The organism is Streptomyces sp. NPDC033966 (assembly GCF_055575955.1).
The window spans coordinates 98,885-125,790 of sequence record NZ_JBVIRQ010000016.1; the positions used below are offsets into that span (position 1 = coordinate 98,885).

A 26,906-nucleotide genomic window follows, 5' to 3' on the forward strand; every position below is an offset into this window, starting at 1 on the left:
CTTCGTTACTGCTGGCCATCGTGGCAGTGCCTCCGGTGGGACGGTCAGGACGACGGGTCGGGGATCAGCTGAGACCGAGTTCCTTCTCGATGAGGGCGAACATCTCGTCGTCGCTCGCCGAGGTGATCTCCGCGGTCCCGTCGGAGGTCTGTGCTTCCTCGTCAATGTCGTTCTCGGTGCCGGCCTGCTCGAGCTTCCACAGGATCGAGCGCAGCCGGTTCACGGCCCGTTCCCTGCCGTCGCTGCCCTCCGGCAGCGCGGCCACGGCCGCCTCCCAGCCGGCCATGGCGTCGAGCACCGCGGCCTCCCGGGTGCCCTCGCCCGGGTCCAGTTCCGTGTGCAGGAAACCGGCGAGGGCGGCGGGCGACGGATAGTCGAAGATCAGCGTGGTCGGGAGCCGGAGACCGGTGGCCGCGCCGAGTCCGTTGCGCAGTTCCACGGCCGTCAGCGAGTCGAACCCGAGGTCGAGGAACCCGCGTTCGGTGTCGATGGCCGCCGGGTTGGGGTGGGCGAGGACGTGGGCGACCTGGGTGCGGACCAGGTCGAGGAGGGCTTCGGCGCGTTCGGCGCCGGTGAGCCGGGACAGCCGCTCGGCCAGGGCCGAGGCCCCCGAGGCGGCGGCCGCCTCGCCCGCGGCCCGGCGTACGGAGGCCCGCACGAGCCCCCTGAGCACACCGGGCAGCCGGCCCGCGTCGGCCTGGCCGCGCAGCGCCGTGGTGTCCAGGCGTACGGCGGCCAGCAGGGCCTCGTCGTGGCGTGCCGCTTCGTCGAACAGGGCCAGGCCCTGTTCGGTGGCGAGCGGCAGGACGCCGCTGCGGCTCATCCGCGCGAGGTCGGTGGTGTCGAGTCCGGCGGTCATGCCGCTGGACTCGGCCCACTGGCCCCAGGCGAGGGAGACGCCCGGCCGTCCGTGGGCGCGCCGGTGCTGGGCGAGGGCGTCCAGGAAGGAGTTGGCGGCGGCGTAGTTGCCCTGGCCGGGGCCGCCCATGACGCCGGCCACGGAGGAGTAGAGGACGAAGGCGGTCAGGTCCAGGTCGCGGGTGAGTTCGTGCAGGTTGACGGCGGCGTCGACCTTGGGCCGCAGGACGCGGTCCAGCCGTTCGGCGTCGAGCGAGCCGAGGACTCCGTCGTCCACGACCCCGGCAGTATGGACGACCCCGCGCAGCGGCCGGTCGGCCGGGATCGCGGCGAGGAGTGCCGTGAGCGCGTCGCGGTCGGCGGCGTCGCAGGCCACGACCTCGGCCGTGCCGCCCAACTCGGCTATCTCCGCCACCAGTTCGGCCGCGCCGGGGGCGTCCGGGCCGCGCCGGCCCGCCAGCAGCAGGTGCCGTACGCCGTGCGTGGTGACCAGGTGCTTGGCGACGAGCGCGCCCAGGGTGCCGGTACCGCCGGTGATCAGGACGGTGCCGGCCGGGTCCCAGCCCTGCGGGACCGTCAGCACGATCTTGCCCACGTGCTTGGCCTGGCTCATGAAGCGGAAGGCCTCCGGTGCACGCCGGATGTCCCACGCCCGGACCGGCAGCGGCTGGAGCACGCCCGCCTCGAACAGCCGGCCCAGCTCCGCGAGCATCTCCCCGATCCGCTCCGGACCGGCGCCCTCGACCATGTCGAAGGCCTGGTACGTCACTCCGGGGTGGAGCCGGGCGACCTCTTCGGGGTCGCGTACGTCCGTCTTGCCCATCTCCAGGAAGCGGCCGCCGCGCGGCAGCAGCCGCAGCGAGGCGTCCACCAGCTCCCCGGCCAGGCAGTCGAGGACCACGTCGACGCCCTCGCCGCCGGTGGCGGCGGAGAAGCGCTCCTCGAAGGAGGCGTCGCGGGAGGAGGCGATGTGCGCCTCGTCCAGCCCGAGTTCGCGCAGCACGTCCCACTTGCCCTCGCTGGCCGTGCCGAACACCTCGGCACCCAGGTGGCGGATGAGCTGCACGGCGGCCATGCCGACGCCTCCGGCGGTGGCGTGGACGAGGACCCGCTCGCCGGCCTTCAGGCCCGCCAGGTCGACGAGCCCGTAGTAGGCGGTGAGGAACACGGTCGGGATCGCGGCGGCCTGCTCGAAGGTCCAGCCGTCGGGGATGCGGACCACGAGGCGGTGGTCGACGACCGCGACGGGGCCGAACGCGCCCCGGATGAGACCGGTGACCTTGTCCCCGACCTCGATGCCGGTGACCCCCGGGCCCACCTCGGTGACGACGCCGGCTCCCTCGTTGCCCATGCGGGCCAGACCCGGGTACATGCCGAGCGCGATCATCACGTCGCGGAAGTTCAGGCCGGCGGCGCGGACCGCTACCCGGATCTCGCCCTCGGCGAGCTCCATCCCGGCGGCCGGGGCCGGAACGAAGTCCAGGCTGTCGAACGTCCCGGCCTGGGTGCTGTTGAGGATCCAGGAGGAACCGGCGGGCAGGGCCAGGGCGCCGCCCGCGGCCGACGTTCCGGCGGACGGGACCAGGCGCGGTACGAGCAGCGCACCGTCGCGGAGCGCGGCCTGCGGCTCGTTCCCGGTGAACACCGCGTCGGGGAAGGGGTGTCCGGTGCCGGCGCCGGCGTCACTGCCGGCGTCGGTGTCGGCGTCGGTGTCGAGGAGGACGAAGCGGCCGGGGTTCTCGGCCTGCGCGGCCCGCACCAGACCCCACAGGGGCGCCTGCGCCAGGTCCGTGACGTCCTCTCCCGGCAGTACGGCCACCGCACCGCGCGTGACGACGACCAGCCGGGTGGCCCCGAGCCGCTCGTCGGCCAGCCAGGTCTGGAGGGTGTCGAGCAGCGCGGCGGTGGTCCCGTGCACGGCTCCGGCCAGTCCTTCGGCCGGGGCGACGGCCGGGGAGCCGGTGTGCAGGAGGACCGCGGCGGGGACCGGCGCACCCTCGTCGAGGGCGGCCCGCAGGGAAGCGAGGTCCGCGTGGTCCGCGCCCGCACCGCCGATCGCCACCCGCGGCCCACCGGCGGTTCCGGCGGCCGGCGGAGCGGCGGTCCAGTCGAGCCGGTACAGGGCGTCGGAGTGGCCGGCACCCGCCACGGCGGCGGTCAGCTGCTCGGCGGCGACCGTACGGGTCGCCAGCGAGGCCACGGAGACGACCGGGTTTCCGGCCGGGTCCGCGATGTCGAGCGAGAGGGAATCCGGGCCGGCCGGCGTCAGCCGCACCCTCAGCCTGGACGCGCCCACGGCGTGCAGACGCACACCGCTCCAGGCGAAGGGCAGGCGGACCTGCCCCGCGTCCGTGGCCGGCCCGGCGACAGCGAGCCCGTGCAGCGCAGCGTCGAGCAGGGCCGGATGCAGTGCAAACCAGCCCGCCTCATCCTGCTGCGCATCGGGCAGCCCCACCTCGGCGAACACCACGTCACCGTCGCTCCGACGCCAGGCCCGGGCCAACCCCTGGAAGGCCTGCCCGTACCCGTAACCGGCCGCGGCGAGCCCCTCATAGAACCCGTCGAGGTCGACCGGCTCGGCGTCCGCCGGAGGCCATACGGCCAGGTCGGACAGGGGTTCGGGGGCCGTTTCGGGGGCAGGGGCGAGCCGTCCGGCGGCGTGCCGGGTCCAGACCGCGTCGGCGTCCTCGGGACGCGAGTGGACGCTCACCGGCCGGGTGCCGTCCTCGTCGACGGCACCCACGAGCACCTGGAGCAGGACGCCGCCCCGGTCGGGAACGACCAGGGGCGTCTCGATGGTGAGCTCCTCCAGCTCGCCGCAGCCCGCTTCGTCGCCCGCGCGGAGCGCGAGTTCCACGAAGGCGGTGCCGGGCAGCAGGACCGTCCCGGCCACCGCGTGGTCGGCGAGCCAGGGGTGGCTGTGCAGGGAGAGCCGTCCGGTGAGCAGCAGCTGCCCTCCGTCGGCGGGCGCCACGGTGGCGCCGAGCAGCGGGTGTCCGGCAGCACTGAGTCCGGCCGCGAGCACGTCCGCGGAGGCGGAGGCGGCGGGGCGCGGCCAGTAGCGGCTGCGCTGGAAGGCGTACGTGGGAAGGTCCACGGTGGCCGGGGCCGCCGCAGTACCGCCGGCCAGGGCCGCCCGGTCGACGGGCAGGCCGCGGGTCCAGGCCTCGGCGAGGGCCCCGAGGAAGGCCTCCGGCTCGGGGCGGTCCTTGCGCAGGACGGGGGTCAGCAGTCCCGAGAAGGTGTCGGGGAGGGACTCCCCCGCCATGGCGGCCAGGACACCCTGCGGGCCCAGCTCCAGGAAGTGGGCGACGCCCTGTCCGGCGAGGTACTGGACCCCGTCGGCGAAGCGGACCGCACCCCGGACGTGCTCGACCCAGTAGTCGGCGGTGAACTCGGTGATCTGCCCGCCGGTGACGTTGGAGACGACCGGGATGGCGGGGGCCGCGTAGGTGAGGGATTCTGCGACCTCGCGGAACGCCTCCAGCATCGGCTCCATGAGGGGCGAGTGGAAAGCGTGCGAGACGGTCAGCCGCTTGGTCTTGCGACCCTGTTCCGCCAGCTGCGCGGCCACGGCCAGGACGGCCTGTTCGTCACCCGAGATCACCAGCGAGGAAGGCCCGTTGACCGCCGCGATGTCGACATCCGCCGACAGCAGCGGGCGTATCTCCTCCTCAGTGGCACGGATCGAGACCATCGCACCGCCCTCCGGCAGCGCACCCATCAGCGCACCACGCGCCGCCACCAGACGCGCCGCGTCCGCCAGCGAGAGCACACCGGCCACATGCGCGGCCGCGATCTCACCGATCGAATGACCCGCCACGAAGTCCGGGCGGACGCCGTAGGACTCCAGCAGCCGGTACAGGGCCACCTCGACCGCGAACAGCGCCGGCTGGGTGTACTCGGTGCGGTGGACCTCGTCCCCGCCCCCGAAGACGATCTCCTTCAACGGCAGGTCGAAGTGGGCGCACACCTCGTCGAAGGCCGCCGCGAACACCGGCTGAGCCGAGTACAGCTCACGGCCCATGCCCGCACGCTGCGCACCCTGACCCGAGAACAGGAAGGCCAGCTTCCCGGGCTGGACCGGGGCCTTGGTGGCCTCGGTCAGGGCATCGAGTCCGGCCAGCAGGCCGTCCAGGCCCGTGGCGGTCACCGCTCCCCGGTGTTCGAGCGCGGAGCGGGTGGTGGCCAGGGAGTGCGCGACGGCGCGCGGGTCCAGGCCGGTGTGCGTACGGGCGTACGCGGCGAGCCGTGCCGCCTGGGCGCGCAGGGCCTCGGCGCCGCGGCCGGAGACGGTCCACGTGACCGGGCCGCCGTCCGTGTCGGGGGCGGCGGGGGCGGGCGCCGTCGCGGGTGCCTGTTCCAGGACTACGTGGGCGTTGGTGCCGCTGGCTCCGAAGGAGGAGACGCCCGCGCGGCGCGGACGGTCGGTCTCGGGCCAGTCCACGGCCTCCGTCAGGAGTTCCACGGCGCCCGCCGACCAGTCCACGTGTGCCGACGGCTCGTCGACGTGCAGGGTCTTGGGCAGGATCCCTTCGCGCAGGGCCATGACCATCTTGATGACGCCGGCGACGCCGGCGGCGGCCTGGGCGTGTCCGATGTTGGACTTGACGGAGCCGAGCCACAGCGGCCGGTCCTCGGGGCGGTCCTGGCCGTAGGTGGCGAGGAGTGCCTGGGCCTCGATGGGGTCACCGAGGGTGGTGCCGGTGCCGTGGGCCTCGACCGCGTCGACGTCGTGCGTGGTCAGCCGGGCGTTGGCGAGGGCCTGTTCGATGACCCGCTGCTGGGAGGGGCCGTTGGGGGCGGTGAGTCCGTTGCTGGCGCCGTCCTGGTTGACGGCCGAGCCGCGGAGTACGGCGAGGACCCGGTGGCCGTTGGCCTGGGCGTCGGAGAGCTTCTCCAGGAGCAGCACGCCGGCTCCTTCGGACCAGCCGGCGCCGTCGGCGGCGGCGGAGAAGGACTTGCAGCGGCCGTCGGCGGACAGTCCGCGCTGCTTGCTGAACTCGACGAACACGCTGGGGGTGGCCATGACGGTGACGCCGCCGGCCAGCGCCATGGTGCACTCGCCGGCCCGCAGGGCCTGGGCGGCCAGGTGCAGGGCGACCAGCGAGGAGGAGCAGGCGGTGTCGACGGTGACGGCCGGGCCCTCCAGCCCGAAGGCGTACGAGAGGCGGCCGGAGACAACGCTGCCGGAGGTGCCGGTGAGCAGGTAGCCCTCGGCGCTGTCGGCGGCGCGCTCCACGTGGCTGGCGTAGTCGTGGTACATGACGCCGGCGAAGACGCCGGTACGCGTGCCCTTGCGTTCCGCCGGGTCGAGTCCGGCGCGCTCGAAGGCCTCCCAGGAGGCTTCGAGGAGGAGCCGCTGCTGCGGGTCCATGGTGACGGCCTCGCGCGGCGAGATCCCGAAGAGTTCGGGGTCGAAGTCGGCGGCGTCGTAGAGGAACCCGCCGTTGCGGGTGTACGAGGTGCCGGGGCGGCTCCCCTCGGGGTCGTAGAGGGCGTCGAGGTCCCAGCCGCGGTCGGTGGGGAAGCCGGCGACGGCGTCGCGGCCTTCGGTGACGAGCCGCCACAGGTCCTCGGGTGAGCGGACCCCGCCGGGGTAGCGGCAGGCCATCCCGACGATCGCGATCGGCTCGTCGGGGGCGTGCGCGGGCGCCGGGGCGGCCGGGGCGGGGCTGGTGGTGGCGGGGGTGAGGATCCCGGAGAGGAGGTGGCGGGCCAGGGCGGCCGGGGTGGGGTGGTCGAAGATGAGCGTGGCGGCCAGTTTCAGGCCGGTGGCGGCGTTGAGCCGGTTGCGCAGTTCGACGGCGGTGAGGGAGTCGAAGCCGAGTTCCTTGAACGCCGCGTCGGGGCGGATCGCGGAGGGATCGGCGTGGCCGAGCACGGCGGCGACCTGGCCGCTGACGAGGCCGAGGAGTTCGCGTTCGCGTTCGCTCTCGCCGAGCGGGGCGAGCCGCCGGGCGAGGGAGGAGGCCTCGGCGTCGGAGCCGGTCTCGACGGCGCGCCGGGCGGGGGTGCGGACTAGGGAGCGCAGCAGTGCGGGCAGCAGCCCGGCGGCGGCGCGGGTGCGCAGGGTCGCCGCGTCCAGGCGTACGGGGACCAGGACGGGTTCGGTGTCGGCGTCGGTGTCGGCCGCGGCCGCGTCGAGGGCGGCGAGGCCCTGGGCCGCGGTGAGCGGGAGGATGCCGGCGCGGGCGGCCCAGCCGAGGTCGCCGTCGGTGAGGTGGCCGGTGAGGCCGCTGGTCTCCCACAGGCCCCAGGCCAGGGAGCGGGCGGGCAGGCCCTGGTGCCGGCGGTGGGCGGCGAGGGCGTCCATGAAGGCGTTGGCGGCCGCGTAGTTGGCCTGGCCGGGATTGCCGAACACACCCGCGGCGGAGGAGAAGAACACGAGGGCGGTGAGGTCGAGGTCGCGGGTCAGCTCGTGGAGGTTCCACGCCGCATCCACCTTCGGACGCATCACCGCGTCCAGCCGCTCCTCGGTCAGCGAGGCGACCAGCCCGTCGTCCAGCACACCCGCCGCGTGGACCACGCCCCTCAGGGGACGGTCCGCCGGGATCCCCGCCAGCACCGAAGCCAGCGCCTCCCGGTCCGCCGCGTCACACGCCACGACCTCCACCACCGCACCCGAAGCCCGCAGCGCATCAGCCAGCTCCACCGCACCCGGCGCATCCGCACCACGACGGCCCGCCAACACCAGCGAACGCACCCCGTGCTCCGACACCAGATGCCGGGCCACCAACGCACCCAGCGCACCCGTACCACCGGTGACCAGCACCGTCCCCTCCGGATCCCACACCACACCCCCGCCGGACACGGCGCCCGCCCGGACCAGGCGCGGGGAGAGGGCGGTGCCCGTACGCAGGGCGAGCTGGGGTTCGCCGGTGGCGACGGCCCGTTCCAGGGCGGCGCGGGAGGCGTCGGTGCCGTCGAGGTCGACGAGCTGGATGCGGTCGGGGTGTTCGGACTGCGCCGAGCGGACCAGGCCCCACAGCGGGGCGAGGGTCAGGTCGGGCGCGGGGTCGCCGGGCCCGGTGCGGACCGCGCCGGTGGTGGTGACGACCAGGCGCGGGGCGGCGAGGCGTTCGTCGGCCAGCCAGTCGCGGAGGGTGGCCAGGAGCGCGGCCGTCGCGGCGCGGGCGGCGCGGGCCGGGTCGTCACCGGAGCCGGCGGCGGCGCCCGGGTGGGTGAGGAGGACGTGGGTGGGAGCGGCGGTTCCGGCGTCGAGGGCGGCGGTGAGCGCGCCCAGGTCGGGGAAGCCGGCGCCGCCGAGCTCGGCCCAGCCGTCTGCGGGCGCGTCGGCGGGCAGCGGGACGTCGTGCCAGGTGACCCGGTGCAGGGTGTCCGCGCGGGTGCCCTGGAGGCGGTCGGGGGTGACGGGCAGCAGGCTGAGGGAGTCCACGGTGGCGACGGGCCGGCCCTCGGGGTCGGCGAGGTCCACGGCGAGTTCGCCGGTGCCGGCCGGGGTGATACGGACCCGCAGGGCGGGCGCTCCGGTGGCGTGCAGGGACACGCCGCTCCACGCGAAGGGCAGCCGGACCCCGTCGAAGGCGGTGCCGGTCCCGAGGAGGGTGGCGTGCAGGGCGGCGTCGAGGAGGGCGGGGTGCAGGCCGAAGGCGGCCGCCTCCTCGCGCTGCGCGGAATCCAGCGCGACCTCCGCGTACACCGTCCCGCCCTCGGCCCAGGCGGCCTTGAGGCCCTGGAAAGCGGGCCCGTAGCCGTAACCGGCCCCGGCCGCCCGCTCGTAGAACCCCTCGACGTCCACCGGCCGCGCACCCGCCGGCGGCCAGACCGCCAGGTCCACGGCCGGGACCGGGGCGGCAGCGGGGGCGGGGGCGACGACGCCGGTGGCGTGGCGGGTCCAGGCGGTGTCCGCGCCCGAGTCGTCGGGCCGGGCGTGGACGGCGACCGGGCGGCTGCCGTCGGCGGCGGGTTCTCCGACCACGAGCTGCAGCTGGACGGTGCCGGTCGCGGGCAGCGGCAGCGGGGTCTCCAGGGTGAGCTCGCGCAGCTGTCCGCAGCCCGCCTCGTCGCCGGCGCGGACGGCGAGTTCCACGAATGCGGTGCCCGGCAGGAGGACGGTGTCACCGACGGCGTGGTCGGCGAGCCAGGGGTGGCTGTGCAGGGAGATCCGGCCGGTCAGCAGGAACCGGTCGCCGTCGGCGGAGCGTACGGACGCGCCCAGCAGCGGGTGTCCGGCGTCGGCCAGTCCGGCGGCGGACACGTCGGCGCCGCCGGCCGCCGCCTCGGCCCAGTACCGGCGGCGCTGGAAGGCGTACGTGGGCAGGTCGACCGTACGGGGGGCGTGTCCGGCGAGCACGGCGGGCCAGTCGGGGGAGGCGCCCCGGGTCCAGGCCTCGGCGAGGGAGGTGAGGAAGCGCTGCGGGCCGCCTTCGTCGCGGCGCAGGGAGCCGAGGGCGACGGCGGGCAGGCCGGCGGCGTCGATGGTCTCCTGGACGCCGACGGTGAGCACCGGGTGGGCGCTGGCCTCGATGAAGAAGCCGTGGCCGCGTTCGAGGAGGGCGCGGATGCCGTCCTCGAAGCGCACGGTCCGGCGCAGGTTGGTGTACCAGTACTCGGCGTCGAGTTCGGTGCCGTCGACGGGCCGTCCGGTGACCGTGGACAGGAACGGCACGCGGGTCCGGCGCGGGGTGATGCCGGCGAGGGCGCCGATGACGGCGTCGCGGATCTCTTCGACCTGGGGGCCGTGGGAGGCGTAGTCGACGTTGACGCGGCGGGCGCGGACGCCGTCGGCCTCGCATGCGGCGAGCAGTTCGTCGAGGGCCCGCGGGGTGCCGGAGACGACGGTGGAGCGGGGGCCGTTGACGGCGGCGACGGCGAGCCGGTCGCCCCAGGCGCGGATGCGTTCCGCGACGGCGTCGGCGGTGTCGGCGACGGACATCATGCCGCCCTTGCCGGCCAGGGCGAGGAGGGCCTTGGCGCGCAGCGCGGAGACCTTCGCGGCGTCCTGGAGGGACAGGGCGCCGGAGACGGCGGCTGCGGCGATCTCTCCCTGGGAGTGGCCGACGACGGCGTCGGGTTCGATGCCGCTCGCCCGCCACAGCTCGGCGAGGGAGACCATGACGGCCCACAGGACGGGCTGGACGACGTCGACGCGGTCGAAGCCGGGTGCGCCGTCCTCCTGGCGCAGGACGGCGAGGAGGGACCAGTCGGTGTGCGGGGCGAGGGCCTCGGCGCACTCGTCGAGGCGGGCGGCGAACGCCGGGGAGGACCCGTACAGTTCGACGGCCATGCCCACCCACTGGGAGCCCTGCCCGGGGAAGACGAAGGCGGTCTTGCCCTCGATGTCGGCGGTGCCCTCGACGAGCCGGGCGGCACTCTCGCCGGCGGCGAGCCGGGCGAGCGCGTCCAGCCGGGCGTCCGCGCCGGCCGCGTCGTCGGCGCCGGAGTCCGGACCGGAGTCCGGGCCGGCGACGACGACCGCGCGGTGGGCCAGTGCGGAGCGGGTGACGGCCAGGGAGAGGGCGGTGTCGGCGGGGCGCGGGGCGTCCGTGCCGGCGTCCGTACCGGCGGCGAAGGCGTGCAGCCGGCCGGCCTGGCCGCGCAGGGCGGCCTCGCTGTGGCCGGAGAGCGGCCAGGGCGTGGGGGCCGCGGCCGTGAAGGGGGCGGGGCCGGCGGCCGGGGCGGGGGCGGGCTCCTCGGCGGGTGCGGCCTGCTCCAGGATGAGGTGGGCGTTGGTGCCGCTGATGCCGAACGCCGAGACGGCGGCACGGCGGGGGCGTTCGTGGTCGGGCCATTCCCGGGCGTCGGTGAGGAGCTCGACGGCGCCGGCCGACCAGTCGACGTGCGGGGTGGGCTCGTCGACGTGGAGGGTCTTGGGGAGGACGCCGTTGCGGATCGCCATCGTCATCTTGATGACTCCGGCGATACCGGCGGCGGCCGCGGTGTGTCCGATGTTGGTCTTCAGCGAGCCCAGCCACAGCGGGGCGTCCTGCGGCCGGTCCTGGCCGTAGGTGGCGATGACGGCCTGGGCCTCGATCGGGTCGCCGAGGGTGGTGCCGGTGCCGTGCGCCTCGACGACGTCGACGTCCCGCCCGCGCAGCCGGGCGTTGGCCAGGGCCTGGCGGATGACGCGCTGCTGGGAGGGGCCGTTGGGGGCGGCGAGGCCGTTGCTGGCGCCGTCCTGGTTGGTGGCGGAGCCCCGGACGACGGCGAGGACGCGGTGGCCGTTGCGGCGGGCGTCGGAGAGCCGTTCGAGGACGATCACGCCGACGCCCTCGCCCCAGCCGGTGCCGTCGGCTGCGGCGGCGAAGGCCTTGCAGCGGCCGTCCTCGGACAGGCCGCGCTGGCGGCTGAACTCGACGAACAGGCCGGGGACGGACATGACGCTCACGCCGCCGGCGAGCGCCATCGAGCACTCGCCGTTGCGGAGCGCCTGGGCGGCGAGGTGCAGGGCGACCAGTGAGGAGGAGCAGGCGGTGTCGACGGTGACGGCCGGGCCCTCGAAGCCGTAGTGGTAGGCGAGGCGTCCGGAGACGACGCTGCCGGAGGTGCCGGTGAGGGAGTAGCCCTCGGCGCCGCCCTGGGTGTTGTGTCCTCCGACGATGTAGGCGGGCGTCGCCGCGCCCACGTACACCCCGGTCTGGGTGCCCTTGAGGGTGCCGGGGTCGAGCCCGGCCCGTTCCAGCGCCTCCCAGGAGGTCTCCAGCAGGACCCGCTGCTGCGGGTCCATGGCCAGTGCCTCGCGCGGGGAGATGCCGAACAGGCCGGGGTCGAACTCCGGCGCGTCGTGCAGGAAGCCGCCGGAGCGGGTGTACGTGGTCCCGGGGTGGTCGGGGTCCGGGTGGTAGAGGGTGTCCAGGTCCCAGCCGCGGTCGGCCGGGAACCCGGATATCGCGTCGCGTCCCTCCGCGACCAGCCGCCACAGGTCCTCGGGGGAGCGGACCCCGCCCGGGTAGCGGCAGGCCATGCCCACCAGGGCGATGGGCTCGCTGCCCCGGCTCTCGGCCTCACTGAGCCGCTGCCGGGTCTCGTGGAGCTCGGCGGCCACTCGCTTGAGGGACTCGACCAGCTTGTCCTCGTTCGCCATCGCGGCGTGTCCTTCCCTGTTCTCGCGGTCGCCGGGGATCAGGAGACCCCGAGCTCGTTCTGGATGAAGTCGAGTACCTCGTCGGCCGAGGCCGACTGGAGCCGGTCCGCCACGTCCTCCCCGCCGGCGGACGCCGTCGGCGCGGAGGCGGCTGCCGCCGCCTTCCAGCGCTGGAGGAGGTCCTCGATGCGGCCGGTCACCTCGTCGTGTCCGGGTGCCTCGGCGTCGGCGGCGAACACGGCCGCTTCGAAGCGGCCGAGTTCGGCGAGGAGGTCGGCGCCGGGGGCGGCGGCCTCCTCGGGCACCAGCTCGTTCAGCAGGTGCTTGGCGAGCGTGCCGGCCGTCGGGTAGTCGAAGATCAGCGTGGGGGGCAGCCGCAGTCCGGTGGCGGCCCCGAGCCGGTTGCGGAACTCGACGGCGGTCAGCGAGTCGAAGCCGAGCTCCTTGAAGGTGCGGTCCGCGCCGACGGCGGCGGGAGCGCCGTGTCCGAGGACGGTGGCGACGTTGGTCCGTACGAGCTCCAGCAGCAGGTGCTCCCGCTCCGATTCCGGCTGGGCGGCGAGCCGCCGGCCCAGCGGCTCGGCGCCCTCGACGGCGGCCGGTCCGGCGATGCGGCGTGCCGGGGCGCGTACGAGGCCCTTGAGCACGTCGGGCAGGGAGCCGTCGCGGGCCTGTCCGCGCAGTCCGGCCAGGTCCAGCCGGACGGGGGCGAGCAGCGGCTCGTCCTGGCTGAGGGAGTCGTCGAGGAGGCTCAGGCCCTGCTCGTTGGTCATGGGCAGGAAGCCGGACCGGCCGAGGCGGGCGAGGTCGGTGGTGTCGAGTCCGGCGGTCATGCCGCTGGACTCGGCCCAGTGGCCCCAGGCGAGGGAGACGCCCGGCCTGCCGTGGGCGCGCCGGTGCTGGGCGAGGGCGTCCAGGAAGGAGTTGCCCGCCGCGTAGTTGGCCTGGCCCGCGTTGCCGAGGACACCGGCCGCCGACGAGTAGAGGACGAAGGCGGTCAGGTCCAGGTCGCGGGTGAGTTCGTGCAGGTTGACGGCGGCGTCGACCTTGGGCCGCAGGACGCGGTCCAGCCGTTCGGCGTCGAGCGAGCCGAGGACTCCGTCGTCCACGACCCCGGCGGTGTGGACGACCCCGCGCAGCGGCCGGTCGGCGGGGATCGCGGCGAGGAGGGCGGTGAGCGCGTCGCGGTCGGCGGCGTCGCAGGCCACCACCTCGGCCGTACCGCCCAACTCGGCTATCTCCGCCACCAGTTCGGCCGCCCCGGGGGCGTCCGGGCCGCGCCGGCCCGCCAGCAGCAGGTGCCGGACGCCGTGCGTGGTGACCAGGTGCTTGGCGACCAGCGCGCCCAGGGTGCCCGTACCGCCGGTGACCAGGACGGTCCCGGCCGGGTCCCAGCCCTGCGGGACCGTCAGCACGATCTTGCCCACGTGCTTGGCCTGGCTCATGAAGCGGAACGCCTCCGGCGCACGCCGGATGTCCCACGCCCGGACCGGCAGCGGCCGCAGCACGCCCGCCTCGAACAGCCGGCCCAGCTCGGCGAGCATCTCCCCGATCCGGTCCGGACCGGCCTCCATCAGGTCGAAGGCCCGGTAGCGCACGCCCGGGTAGGCGCGGGCCACGTCCTGCGGGTCGCGGATGTCGGTCTTGCCCATCTCGATGAAGCGGCCGCCGCGCGGCAGCAGCCGCAGCGAGGCGTCCACCAGCTCCCCGGCCAGGCAGTCCAGGACCACGTCCATGCCCCGGCCGCCGGTCGCGTGCGTGAACCGCTCCTCGAAGGAGGTCGAGCGGGAGGAGCCGTAATGGGCGCCCTCCAGCCTGACCTGCCGGCGCAGTACGTCCCACTTGCCCTCGCTGGCCGTGCCGAACACCTCGGCACCCAGGTGGCGGGCCAGCTGGACGGCGGCCATGCCCACGCCGCCGGCCGCCGAGTGCACCAGGACGCGTTCCCCGGTCCGCAGTCCGGCCAGGTCGACGAGCGCGTAGTAGGCGGTCAGGAACACCGCGGGCACGGAGGCGGCCTGCTCGAAGGACCAGCCCCCGGGCATCGGCGCCAGCATCCGCGCGTCGGCGACGGCCACCTCGCCGAAGGCGTACGGGACCATGCCCATCACCCGGTCGCCGGGGGCGAGGTGGGTGACGCCCGGGCCCGTCTCGGTGACGACGCCGGAGGCCTCGCTGCCCAGGACGATCTTGTCCGGGTACATGCCGAGCGCCATCAGGACGTCACGGAAGTTCAGGCCTGCGGCGCGGACCGCGATCCGCACCTGGCCGGGGGCCAGCGGCTCGGCCGCCTCCGGGAACGGGGTGAGGGCGAGGCTCTCCAGGGTGCCGCCGCCGGTGGTGTCGAGCCGCCAGTGCGGGGCGTCCTGCGGCGCGGCGAGCAGGGCTCCCGCGTCGGTGCGGGCCAGGCGCGGCACGAGGAACTCCCCGTCGCGGACGGCGATCTGGCTCTCGCCGGTGGCGACGGCCGGGATCACCGGGGCGTCCTCGACGGCGGTGTCCGTGTCGATGAGCACGAGCCGGCCGGGGTTCTCGGCCTGCGCGGAGCGCACCAGGCCCCAGAGCCCGGCGTGCGTCAGGTCGGTGACGTCCTCGCCCGGGCGGGCCGCGACCGCGCCGCGCGTCGCCACGACCAGGCGGGACGAGGCGAACGCGGGCTCGGCGAGCCAGTGCTGGAGCGTGCTCAGCAGGGCCGCGGTGGCCTCCCGTACGTCGTCCGCCCGTACGGCGGTACGCGTCCGGGCGACCGGCAGCAGCACCGCGTCGGGGGCGGGGGCGCCGCCCGCGATGGCGGCGGCCAGCGCCTGGAGGTCGGGGTGGGCCGGCAGGCCACCCTCGTCCGGGTCGCCCGGCGAGCCGATCACCGCCCAGTTCAGCTGCGGTGCGTCGGCGGCGGTGGCCGTCGTCCAGTCGACCCGGTACAGGGCGTCCTGGTCGGCGGACCGCGCCCGGTGCAGCTGGTCGTGGGAGACGGGCAGCAGGGTGAGGGAGTCGATGGTCGCGACCGGCAGCCCGGCCGGGTCCACGACGGTGACCGCCACCGCGTCGGCGCCCGCGGGCACCAGGCGGACCCGTACCGCCGAGGCCCCCTCGGCGTGCACGGTCACCCCGCTCCAGGCGAAGGGCAGCCGCAGACCGCTGTCGGCACCGGACGCGACGTCGAGCAGCATGCCGTGCAGGGAGGCGTCGAGCAGGGCCGGGTGCACGCCGAACGCGGCGGCCTCCTCCTGCCGGGCCGGGTCGAGGACGACCTCGGCGTAGACCTCCTCGCCGGACCGCCAGGCGGCCTTGAGGCCCTGGAAGGCGGGCCCGTAGGCGTAACCGGCCTCGGCGAGCCCCTCGTAGAACCCGCGCAGGTCGACCGGCCGGGCCCCGGCCGGCGGCCACACCGCGAACTCCGCACCGCTCGGCGCGGGCCCGGCGGCGGTGAGGGTACCGGTGGCGTGCCGGGTCCACGGCAGGGCCGCCTCGGCGCCTTCCGGCCGCGAGTGGATCACGACGCTGCGGGAGCCCGACTCCTCGTCCGGGGCGCCCACCGCGATCTGGAGGCGGGCCGCGCCGCGCTCCGGGAGCGCGAGCGGGGCTTCCAGGGTCAGCTCCTCCAGACGGCCGCAGCCCGCTTCGTCGCCCGCGCGGAGCGCGAGTTCCACGAAGGCGGTGCCGGGCAGCAGGACCGTTCCGGCCACCGCGTGGTCGACGGCCCACGGAAGGGTGTCGGCGGACAGCCGGCCGGTGAGGACCAGCCCGTCCCCGTCGGCCAGGTCGACCGACGCGCCGAGCAGGGGGTGGGTGGCGGAGGTCAGGCCGAGTCCGGCCGCCGCGCCGTTCGAGGCGGGGGCGGGGGCGAGCCAGAACCGCTCGTGTTCGAAGGCGTACGTCGGCAGGTCCACCCGGCGGGCCGGGCGGCCCGCGAGGAGCGGGGCCCAGTCGACGGGCAGGCCGCGGGTCCAGGCCTCGGCGAGTGCGCCGAGGAAGGCTTCGGGCTCGGGGCGGTCCTTGCGCAGGACGGGGGTCAGCAGCCCGGAGAAGTCCTCGGGAAGGGACTCCCCCGCCATGGCGGCGAGGACACCCTGCGGGCCCAGCTCCAGGAAGTGGCCCACGCCCTGCGCGGCGAGGTACTGGACCCCGTCGGCGAAGCGGACCGCACCCCGGACGTGCTCGACCCAGTAGTCGGCGGTGAACTCCGTGATCTGCCCGCCGGTGACGTTGGAGACGACCGGGATGGCGGGGGCCGCGTAGGTGAGGGATTCCGCGACCTCGCGGAACGCCTCCAGCATCGGCTCCATGAGGGGCGAGTGGAAAGCGTGCGAGACGGTCAGGCGCTTGGTCTTGCGGCCCTGTTCCGCCAGCTGCGCGGCCACGGCCAGGACGGCCTGTTCGTCACCCGAAATCACCAGCGAGGAAGGCCCGTTGACCGCCGCGATGTCGACATCCGCCGACAGCAGCGGGCGTATCTCCTCCTCGGTAGCCCGTACGGAGACCATCGCACCGCCCTCCGGCAGCGCACCCATCAGCGCACCACGCGCCGCAACCAGACGCGCCGCGTCCGCCAGCGAAAGCACACCGGCCACGTGCGCGGCCGCGATCTCACCGATCGAATGCCCCGCCACGAAGTCCGGACGGACGCCGTAGGACTCCGCCAGCCGGTACAGGGCCACCTCGACCGCGAACAGCGCCGGCTGGGTGTACTCGGTGCGGTGGACCTCGTCCCCGCCCCCGAAGACCAGGTCCTTCAACGGCAGGTCGAAGTGGACGCACACCTCGTCGAAGGCCGCCGCGAACACCGGCTGAGCCGAGTACAGCTCACGCCCCATGCCCGCACGCTGCGCACCCTGACCCGAGAACAGGAAGGCCAGCCGCTCGCCGGCGCCCGTGAGGCCCTGCGTGACGCCGGGCGCGCCCGTGCCCTCGGCGAGGGCGCGGAGTCCGGCCGCGAAGCCGTCGCGGTCCTCGGCGAGCACCACCGCGCGGTGCTCCAGCGGCGACCGGGTGGTCAGCAGCGCGGTGGCGACATCCGCGGCCGGGACGGAGCCGTCCAGGTCCAGCAGCCGTGCGGCCTGGCCGCGCAGTGCTCCAGTGCTGCGCGCCGAGATCACCCAGGGCAGCAGCCGGGCGGGCTCCTGCTCCGTGGCGGGCGCGGGCTCCTGCGGCCCCTGCTCGATGATCACGTGGGCGTTGGTGCCGCTGATGCCGAACGAGGAGACGCCGGCCCGTCGCGGGCGGCCGGTCTCGGGCCAGTCCACGGCCTCCGTCAGGAGTTCCACGGCGCCCGCCGACCAGTCGACCTGGGGCGTGGGCTCGTCCACGTGGAGGGTGCGCGGCAGCACACCCTCCCGCATCGCCATGACCATCTTGATGACGCCCGCGACGCCGGCGGCGGCCTGGGCGTGTCCGATGTTCGACTTCAGCGAGCCGAGCCACAGCGGCCGGTCCTCGGGCCGGTCCTGGCCGTAGGTGGCGAGCAGCGCCTGCGCCTCGATCGGGTCGCCGAGGGTGGTGCCGGTGCCGTGGGCCTCGACGGTGTCCACGTCCTGCGGGGCGAGCCGGGCGTTGGCGAGGGCCTGGCGGATGACGCGCTGCTGGGCGGGGCCGTTGGGGGCGGTCAGGCCGTTGGAGGCGCCGTCCTGGTTGGTGGCCGTACCGCGGACCACGGCGAGGACCGGGTGGCCGTTGCGGCGGGCGTCGGAGAGCTTCTCCAGGAGGAGCACGCCGACGCCCTCGGCCCAGCCGGTGCCGTCGGCGTCGGCGGCGAAGGACTTGCAGCGGCCGTCGGCGGCCATGCCGCGCTGGCGGCTGAACTCGACGAACACGCTGGGGGTGGCCATGACGGCGACGCCGCCGGCCAGTGCCATCGTGCACTCGCCCTGGCGCAGGGACTGCGCGGCCAGGTGCAGGGCGACCAGCGAGGAGGAGCAGGCGGTGTCGACGGTGACGGCCGGGCCCTCCAGCCCGAAGGTGTAGGCGACGCGGCCGGAGACCACGCTGCCCTGGGTGCCGGTCAGCCCGTATCCCTCGACGCGCTGCGGGTTCTCCTCGACGCGGAAGGCGTAGTCGTGGTGCATGGCTCCGGCGAAGACGCCGGTCCGGCTGCCGCGCACGGTGTCGAGGTCGAGCCCGGCTCGTTCGAAGACCTCCCAGGAGGCTTCGAGGAGGAGCCGCTGCTGCGGGTCCATGGCGAGGGCTTCGCGCGGCGAGATCCCGAAGAGGAGGGGGTCGAAGTCGCCCGCTCCGTAGAGGAATCCGCCCTCGCGGGCGTAGCTGGTGCCCAGCCGCTCGGGGTCGGAGTCGAAGAGGGTGGCGAGGTCCCAGCCGCGGTCGGTGGGGAAGCCGGCGACGGCGTCGCGGCCTTCGGCGACGAGCCGCCACAGGTCCTCGGGGGAGCCGACCCCGCCGGGGTAGCGGCAGGCCATCCCGACGATCGCGATCGGCTCGTCGGGGGCGGCGGTCCGGGCGGCCGCGGCCGGCTCGTCGGTGCCGGCGTCCGTTGCTCCGTCCTGGGCGCCGAGCAGCTCGGTGAGCAGGAAGCGGGCGGCCGCGTTGATCGTGGGGTGGTCGAAGACGATGGTGGCGGGCAGCCGCAGGCCCGTGGCGGCGCCGAGCTGGTTGCGCAGTTCGACGGCGGTGAGGGAGTCGAAGCCGAGCTCCTTGAACGCCTTGTCGGGGCGGATCGCCGACGGATCGGCGTGGCCGAGCACGGCCGCGACCCGGCCGCGTACGAGGTCGAGGAGTTCACGTTCCCGCTCGGCACCGTCGAGGGCGGTGAGGCGGCGGACCAGCGAGGAGACCTCGGCCTCCGGGGCGGCCGCCTCGACGGCGCGCCGGGCGGGGGTGCGGACCAGGGAGCGCAGCAGTGCGGGCAGCATGCCGGCGGCGGCGCGGGTGCGCAGGGTCGCCGCGTCCAGGCGTACGGGGACCAGCAGGGGCTCGCCGGGTGCGCGCAGCGCGGAGTCGAGCAGGGTGAGGGCGTGGTCGGAGGCCAGCGGCAGGATGCCTGCGCGGGTCATCCAGCCGAGGTCGCCGTCCTTGAGGTGGGCGAGCATGCCGCTGGACTGTTCCCACAGGCCCCAGGCGAGGGCGGTGGCGGGCAGGCCCTGGGCGTGGCGGCGGTGGGCGAGGGCGTCCATGAAGGCGTTGGCGGCCGCGTAGTTGGCCTGGCCGGGATTGCCGAACACACCTGCGATGGAGGAGAAGAACACGAGGGCGGTGAGGTCGAGGTCGCGGGTCAGCTCGTGGAGGTTCCACGCCGCATCCACCTTGGGACGCATCACCGCGTCCAGCCTCTCGTCGGTGAGCGAGGCGACGAGCCCGTCGTCCAGCACACCCGCCGCGTGGACCACGCCCCTCAGGGGACGGTCCGCCGGGATCCCCGCCAGCACCGAAGCCAGCGCCTCCCGGTCCGCCGCGTCACACGCCACGACCTCCACCACGGCACCCGAAGCCCGCAGCGCATCAGCCAGCTCCACCGCACCCGGCGCATCCGCACCACGACGGCCCGCCAACACCAGCGAACGCACCCCGTGCTCCGACACCAGATGCCGGGCCACCAACGCACCCAGCGCACCCGTACCACCGGTGACCAGCACCGTCCCCTCCGGATCCCACACCACACCCCCGGCGGGCACAGCGCCCGCCCGGACCAGGCGCGGGACGAGCAGGGAGCCGTCGCGGACGGCGATCTGGGGTTCCCCGGTGGCAAGTGCGGCGGTCAGGTCGGTGCTGCCGCTGTCCCACGGGTCGAGGTCGACCAGGACGAAGCGGTCCTGGTTCTCCGTCTGGGCGGAGCGCAGCAGACCCCACAGCGGGGCGTGCACGAGGTCGATGACGTCCTCGCCGGCGCGTACGGAGACGGCGCCGCGCGTGACGATCACCAGCCGGGCGGCGGCCAGCCGGTCCTCGGCGAGCCAGTCCCGGACGAGGCCGAGGGCGGCGGCCGTCGCCGCGCGGGCGGCTTCGGCGGTCGGGGCTCCGTCGGTGTCCGCACCCGTGGCGGGTGCGCAGGAGAACACGACCGTCGAGGGGACGGCGAGCCCCTGGTCGAGGGCGGCGGTGAGGTCGGCGAGGCGCGGGTAGGCGGCGCCGCCCAGCTCGGTCCGGTCGGGGAGCGCGCCGGTGTCCTCGACCGCGGGAACCGCCGACCACTCGACGCGGTGGAGTCCGTCGCGGTGTGCGCCGCGCAGGGCTCCCTCGGCGACGGGCCGCAGCACGAGCGACTCGACACGGGCCACGGGGCGGCCTTCGGCGTCGGCGACGTCCAGCGCGACCGTGTCGGTGCCGAGGGAGGTCATGCGCAGGCGGAGGGAGGCGGCTCCGGTGGCGTGCAGGGACACGCCGCTCCACACGAAGGGCAGCCGGACGCCGGAGTCCTCGCCGCGTGCGGCGCGGACGAGCTGCTCGGCGTGCAGGGCGGCGTCGAGGAGGGCGGGGTGCAGGCCGAAGGCGGCCGCCTCCTCCCGCTGCGCGGAATCCAGCGCGACCTCCGCGTACACCGTCCCGCCCTCGGCCGCCCAGGCGGCCTTGAGGCCCTGGAAAGCGGGCCCGTAGCCGTAACCGGCCCCGGCCGCCCGCTCGTAGAACCCCTCGACGTCCACCGGCCGCGCACCCGCCGGCGGCCAGACCGCCAGGTCCACGGCCGGGACCGGGGCGGCAGCAGGCGCCAGGAAGCCGTTGGCGTGGCGGGTCCAGGCGGTGTCCGTGGCGGAGTCCTCGGTCCGTGCGTAGACGGCGACGGAGCGTCGGCCGGAGCCGTCGGGGGCTCCGACGACCGCCTGCACCTGGACGGCTCCGCGCGTCGGGAGCACGAGCGGGGCTTCGAGCGTGAGCTCTTCGAGGTGCGCGCAGCCGGCCTCGTCACCGGCCCGGACGGCCAGTTCGACGAAGGCGGTGCCCGGCAGCAGGACGGTGTCCAGCGCGCCGTGGTCGGCGAGCCAGGGGTGGCTGTGCAGGGAGATCCGGCCGGTCAGCAGGAACCGGTCGCCGTCGGCGACCCGTACGGACGCGCCCAGCAGCGGGTGCCGGGCCTCGGCGAGGCCCGCCGCGGACACGTCGGCGCCGCCGGTGTCCGGGGCGTCGAGCCAGTGGCGTGCGCGCTGGAAGGGGTAGGTGGGCAGCTCGGTCGCCGCGTGGGCGCCGGAGCCGTTGAGGACGGAGCTCCAGTCGACGTCGACGCCGCGGGTCCAGGCGGTGGCGAGCGAGGTGTAGAAGCGGGCCGGGCCGCCCTCGCCACGGCGCAGGGTGCCCGTGGCGAGGATCTCGGCGCCCGCGGCTTCGGCCGTCTCCACCAGCCCGTACGTGAGCACCGGGTGCGCGCTCGACTCCACGAACGCCCGGAAACCGTCCGCCAGGAGAGAGCGGACGACGGGTTCGAAGGAGACGGGCCGCCGGCAGTTCTCGTACCAGTAGGCGGCCGTCAGCTCGAGACCCTCCAGGACCTCCCCGGTGACGGTGGAGTACAGCGGAACCGAACCCGTCCGGGGCTCCACGAAGCCCAGCAGGTCCAGGATCCGCTCCTTGAGGCGGTCGACCTGGGCGCAGTGGGAGGCCACCGTGGAGGGGATGACCTTGGCCCGTACCCCCTCCGCCTCCAGGGCCGCGACGAGTTCCTCCAGCGGGGCGACCTCGCCGGCGACGGTGACCGTACCCGGACCGTTGATCCCGGCGATCGACAGCGCGTCCCCGTACGGGGCGATCCGCCGGCGCACCGCGTCGGCGCCCAGCGACACCGAGGCGACAGCGCCCCGGCCCACCAGCTCGTCGGCGAACAGCTGCGAACGGAGCACGACGACCTTCGCGCCGTCCTCCAGCGACAGCGCACCCGACACGACCGCGGCGGCGATCTCACCCTGCGAGTGACCCACCACCGCGTCCGGCACCACACCCGCCGCACGCCACAACTCCGCCAGCGAGACCATCACGGCGAACAGGACCGGCTGCAACACCTCGATCCGGGTCAGATCCCCGTCCCCGCGCAGCACCCCCTCCACCGACCAGCCGACATGCGCCTCCACCGCCGCCGCGACCTCCGCGAACCGCGCCGCGAACACCGGCGAGGAATCCAGCAGCTCGACACCCATCCCGGCCCACTGGGAGCCCTGACCCGGGAAGACGAACACCGTCTTGCCGCCCGCGTCCGCGACACCGGACACCAGCGGGGCCTCCAGGCCGGCCAGCAGTTCCTCGCGGGAGGAGCCCAGCACCGCCGCCCGGTGGCCGAAGACGGAGCGGTGCCCGGCGAGGGCGGCGGCGACGGCGGAAACGGGGGTACCGGGGTGCTCGGCCGCGTGGGTGCGCAGCCGGACGGCCTGCTCGCGCAGGGCGTCCTCGGTCTTGGCGGACAGCAGCCACGCCACGGGGCCGGCGGCGGGTGCCGCCTCAGGCTCGGGCGACGCCGGGGCCGGCGCCTCCTCGAGGATGAGGTGGGCGTTCGTACCGCTGATCCCGAAGGAGGAGACGCCGGCGCGGCGCGGGTGGCCGGTCTCCCCGGCGGCGGGCCACGGACGGGCCTCGGTGAGCAGTTCGACGGAGCCCGCCGACCAGTCGATGTGCGGGGAGCGCTCTTCGGCGTGCAGGGTCTTGGGCAGGACGCCGTGGCGCAGGGCCAGGATCATCTTGATGACGCCCGCGACACCCGCGGCCTGCTGGGTGTGGCCGGTGTTGGACTTGAGGGAGCCGAGCCACAGCGGCCGGTCCGCGTCGCGGCCCTGGCCGTAGGTGGCGAGCAGGGCGTGCGCCTCGATGGGGTCGCCGAGCCTGGTGCCGGTGCCGTGGGCCTCGACGGCGTCGACGGTGTCGGCGGTGACGCCCGCGTTGGCCAGGGCCTGGCGGATGACGCGCTGCTGGGAGGGGCCGCTGGGGGCGGTCAGGCCGTTGCTGGCGCCGTCCTGGTTGGTGGCGGAGCCCCGGATGACGGCGAGTACCTGGTGGCCGTTGGCCTGCGCGTCGGAGAGCTTCTCCAGGAGGAGTACGCCGGCGCCCTCGGCCCAGCCGGTGCCGTCGGCTCCGGCGGAGAAGGACTTGCAGCGGCCGTCGGCGGACAGGGCGCGCTGGCGGGTGAGTTCGACGAAGAGGCCGGGGGTGGGCATGACGGTGACGCCGCCCGCCACGGCGAGGGTGCACTCTCCCTGGCGCAGGGACTGGGCGGCCAGGTGCAGGGCGACCAGGGAGGAGGAGCAGGCGGTGTCGACGGTGACGGCGGGGCCTTCGAGGCCGAGGGTGTAGGCGATGCGGCCGGAGGCGACGCTGGGCGTGCTGCCGGTCATCAGGTAGCCCTCGGTGGACTCGGTGCCCTCGTGCAGGCGCGGGCCGTAGTCCTGGAAGGTGGCGCCGATGAACACGCCGGTGTCCGTGCCCTTGAGGGCGAGGGGGTCGAGGCCGGCGCGCTCCAGGGCCTCCCAGGAGGTCTCCAGCAGCAGTCGCTGCTGCGGGTCCATGGCAGCGGCCTCGCGCGGGGAGATGCCGAAGAAGGCGGGGTCGAAGAGGGTGGCGCCGTCGAGGAAGCCGCCCGCGCGCACGTAGTGCGTGCCCGGCCGTCCCTCGGGGTCGTAGAGGCCCTCCAGGTCCCAGCCGCGGTCGGTGGGGAAGGGGCCGGTGACGTCCCGGCCGGCGGCGAGGACCTCCCACAGCGCCTCGGGCGAGTCGGTGCCGCCGGGGAAGCGGCAGGCCATGGCGACGACGGCGATCGGTTCGTCGGCGGCCGCGGCGCCGGTGTGCCGGGCGGTGGCGGCCGGGTCGGCGGGCCGGCCGAGGGCGCGTTCCGCGAGGTTGCGGGCGAGGGCGACGGGCGTGGGGTAGTCGAACAGCAGGCTGCTGGGCAGGGCCAGTCCGGTGCTGCGGGTGAGGCTGTCGCGCAGTTCGACGGCGGTCCAGGAGTCGAAGCCGAGTTCGTGGAAGGTCTCGCGCAGGTCGATGTCGCGGGGGTCGTCGTGGCGCAGGACGACCGCGATGTCCGTGCGGAGCAGGTCGAGGACGGCCTGTTCGCGGTCGGCGGCGGGGAGCGCGGTGAGGCGGGCGCGCAGGGCTCCGGCGTCGGAGTCCGTCTCCTCGTCCAGGCCGTCCAGACCGTCCAGGCCGTCGTGGGCGGCGGGGGCGGCGGGGGCGGCTGCCGGGGCTGCCGCCGGGGCGGCGGGCGCCGCGTCGATCCAGTGGCGGCGGCGCTGGAAGGCGTAGGTCGGCAGGTCCAGCCGGGGGGCCGGGCCGGTCGTGCCGAGGAGGGTCTCCCAGCACAGTTCCGGGGCGGCGCCCAGGGTGTGCAGCCGGGCGAGGGCGGTGGTGAGCGACTCCGGCTCGGGCTGCTTGCCGGTGCGGGCGACGGGCACGAACGCGGCGTCCTCGTCCGCGGATTCGCGTCCGGCGGAGGACAGGGCGCCGTCGGGGCCGAGTTCCACGTACGTGGTGACGCCGGCGGCGTCGAGGGCGCGGATGCCGTCGGCGAAGCGGACGGCCTCGCGGACGTGGCGCACCCAGTAGTCGGCGGTGCCGATCTCCTCGTCGGTGACGATCCGCCCGGTCAGGTTGGAGACGACGGGGATGCGGGCCGGAGCGTAGGAGACGGAGGCGGCGACGGTGCGGAACGCGTCGAGCATGCCGTCCATGTGGGGGGAGTGGAAGGCGTGGCTGACGGGCAGCCGCTTGGTCTTGCGGCCCTGAGCGGCGAAGTGGCGGGCGAGGTCGTCGACGGCTTCCTCGTCGCCGGAGACCACGACGGAGCGGGGGCTGTTGACGGCGGCCACGCACACCCGGTCGGTGCGCCCGGCGAGCAGCGGCTCGACCTCGGCCTCGCCGGCCTGGAGGGCGGCCATCGCGCCGCCCTCGGGGAGGGCGTCCATGAGGCGGCCGCGGGCGGCGACGAGCGCGGCGGCGTCGGGGAGGGTGAGGATCCCGGCGACGTGCGCGGCGGCGAGTTCGCCGATGGAGTGGCCGACGAGGTAGTCGGGGCGGACGCCGAGGTGGCCGAGCAGCCGGTGGAGGGCGACCTCGAAGGCGAACAGGGCGGGCTGGGTCCAGGCGGTGCGGTCGAGGAGGGCCGCCTCGTCGGTGCCCGGGGCGGCGAAGGCGATCTCTCGCAGCGGGCGGGGCAGGTGTGCGTCGAAGGCGGCGCACACCTCGTCGAAGGCCGCGGCGAACACGGGCTGCGCGGCGTGCAGTTCGCGCCCCATGCCGGGGCGCTGGCTGCCCTGGCCGGAGAAGAGGAACGCGGTGGCGCCGGAGTCGGCCCGGCCGCGGACCAGGTGCGGGGAGGCGGCTGCGGAGGCGAGGGCGTCGAGTCCGGCGGTGAGGCCGGTGAGGTCCTCGGCGAGGACGACGGCCCGGTCCTCGTGGGTGGTACGGGTGGCGGCGAGGGCGTGCGCGAGGTCCGCGGCCGTCCCGGTGTGGGTGGCGGCGTACGCGGCGAGCCGGGCGGCCTGGGCGCGCAGGGCCTGCTCGCCGCGGCCGGAGAGCGGGAAGAGCAGCGTCCGGCCGGTCCCGGCGTCCTGTGCCCGGGCGGGCGCGGTGGCGGGGGCCTCGGCGGTGGCGGGGGCCTCTGCGAGGACGACGTGGCAGTTGGCGCCGCCGAGGCCGAAGGAGCTGACGCCCGCGACGAGGGGGCGGGCGGGGTGCGGCCAGGGGCCGGCCTCGGTCTGCACCCGCAGGCGCAGCGCGTCGAGGTCGATGGCGGGGTGGGGGGTGCGGTGGTGGAGACTGGCGGGCAGTTCCCGGTGGCCGACGGCGAGTGCCGCCTTGATGAGGCCGGCGATGCCCGCGGCGGCTTCGAGGTGGCCGATGTTGGTCTTGGCGGAGCCGACGGGCAGCGGGTCGGCCGCGTCGCGGGCCGCGCCGAGGGCGGTGCCGAGCGCGGCGGCCTCGACGGGGTCGCCGACCGGGGTGCCGGTGCCGTGCAGTTCGACGTACTGCACCTCGGCGGGGTCGGTGCCGGCGGCCTCCAGGGCCCGGCGGATGACGTCGGCCTGGGCGGTGGGGCTGGGGACCGTGAGGCCGTCGGTGGCCCCGTCGTGGTTGACGGCGCTGCCGAGCAGGACGCAGTGGACGCGGTCGCCGTCGGCGAGGGCCCGGTCGAGGGGCTTGAGCAGGACGAGTCCGCCGCCCTCGCCCCGGACGAAGCCGTTGGCGCGCTCGTCGAAGGTGTGGCAGCGGCCGTCGGGCGACAGGGCTCCGAACCCGGCGGTGATCTCGGAACTGGCGGGCGTGACGCGGAGGTTGACGCCGCCGGCGATGGCCAGGTCGGCCTCCCCGCTGAGCAGTGCCTGGCAGGCCAGGTGCACGGCGACGAGGGAGGAGGACTGGGCGGTGTCGACCGTCAGGCTGGGGCCGTGCAGGCCGAGCGTGTACGAGACCCGGTTGGCGATGACGCCCCGGTTGAGCCCGGTGAAGGTGTGCTGCCCGGTGCCCGCGCCGCCGGAGCGGCGTACGAGGTCGGCGTAGTCGTCCCAGATGGCGCCGACGAACACGCCGGTGCCGCTGTTCTTGAGGGTGCCCGGCAGGATGCCGGCGTCCTCCAGGGCCTCCCAGGCGAGTTCGAGGACGAGCCGCTGCTGCGGGTCCATGGCGGCGGCCTCGCGCGGCGAGATGCCGAAGAACCGGGCGTCGAAGGTGTCGACGCGGTCGAGGTAGCCGCCGCGGGCGGCGGCCGGACCGGACCCTGCCGGGACGACGTCGCGGCGCGCCGCGGGGGCGTCGGTGACGGCGTCCGTGCCGTCGCGCAGCAGCCGCCAGTACGCGGCGGGCCCGTCGGCCTGCGGGAACCGGCAGGAGATGCCGATGACCGCGATCGGCCCGGTGCCACGGCCTGGTGTACCGGACTCCTCCGGAGCCGCCGTCGTCTGCCGTGCCGAATTCAGCGGGTCAGCCACGATCTCCCCCTTCGCCTGTTTGCCTGATGCGTCTTCAGGGATCCGCCGGGCGCGCGGGCGGACCGAGGACCGGGGGAATTCCATGCAGACCGTCGAGACGCTGACGTCCAGCTCTAAAGGTCGGCTAAAAACAGCTCCCGGTCACCGGCCTGCCGGAC

Annotated in this window: 2 protein-coding genes; both read right to left on the minus strand. The window is 75.5% G+C overall.

All coding sequences use genetic code 11. The annotated features are described in order from the left end of the window. Nucleotides 1-64 precede the first annotated feature (64 nt). Nucleotides 65-11,866, minus strand: a complete 11,802-nt coding sequence (locus ACZ518_RS33220) for an SDR family NAD(P)-dependent oxidoreductase (RefSeq protein WP_469116775.1) — start codon at nucleotides 11,864-11,866, stop codon at nucleotides 65-67. 77 nt (nucleotides 11,867-11,943) lie between these two features. Next, nucleotides 11,944-26,748 (minus strand): SDR family NAD(P)-dependent oxidoreductase, encoded by a 14,805-nt coding sequence (locus ACZ518_RS33225; RefSeq protein ID WP_469116747.1) that lies wholly within the window; start codon nucleotides 26,746-26,748, stop codon nucleotides 11,944-11,946. Nucleotides 26,749-26,906 lie beyond the last annotated feature (158 nt).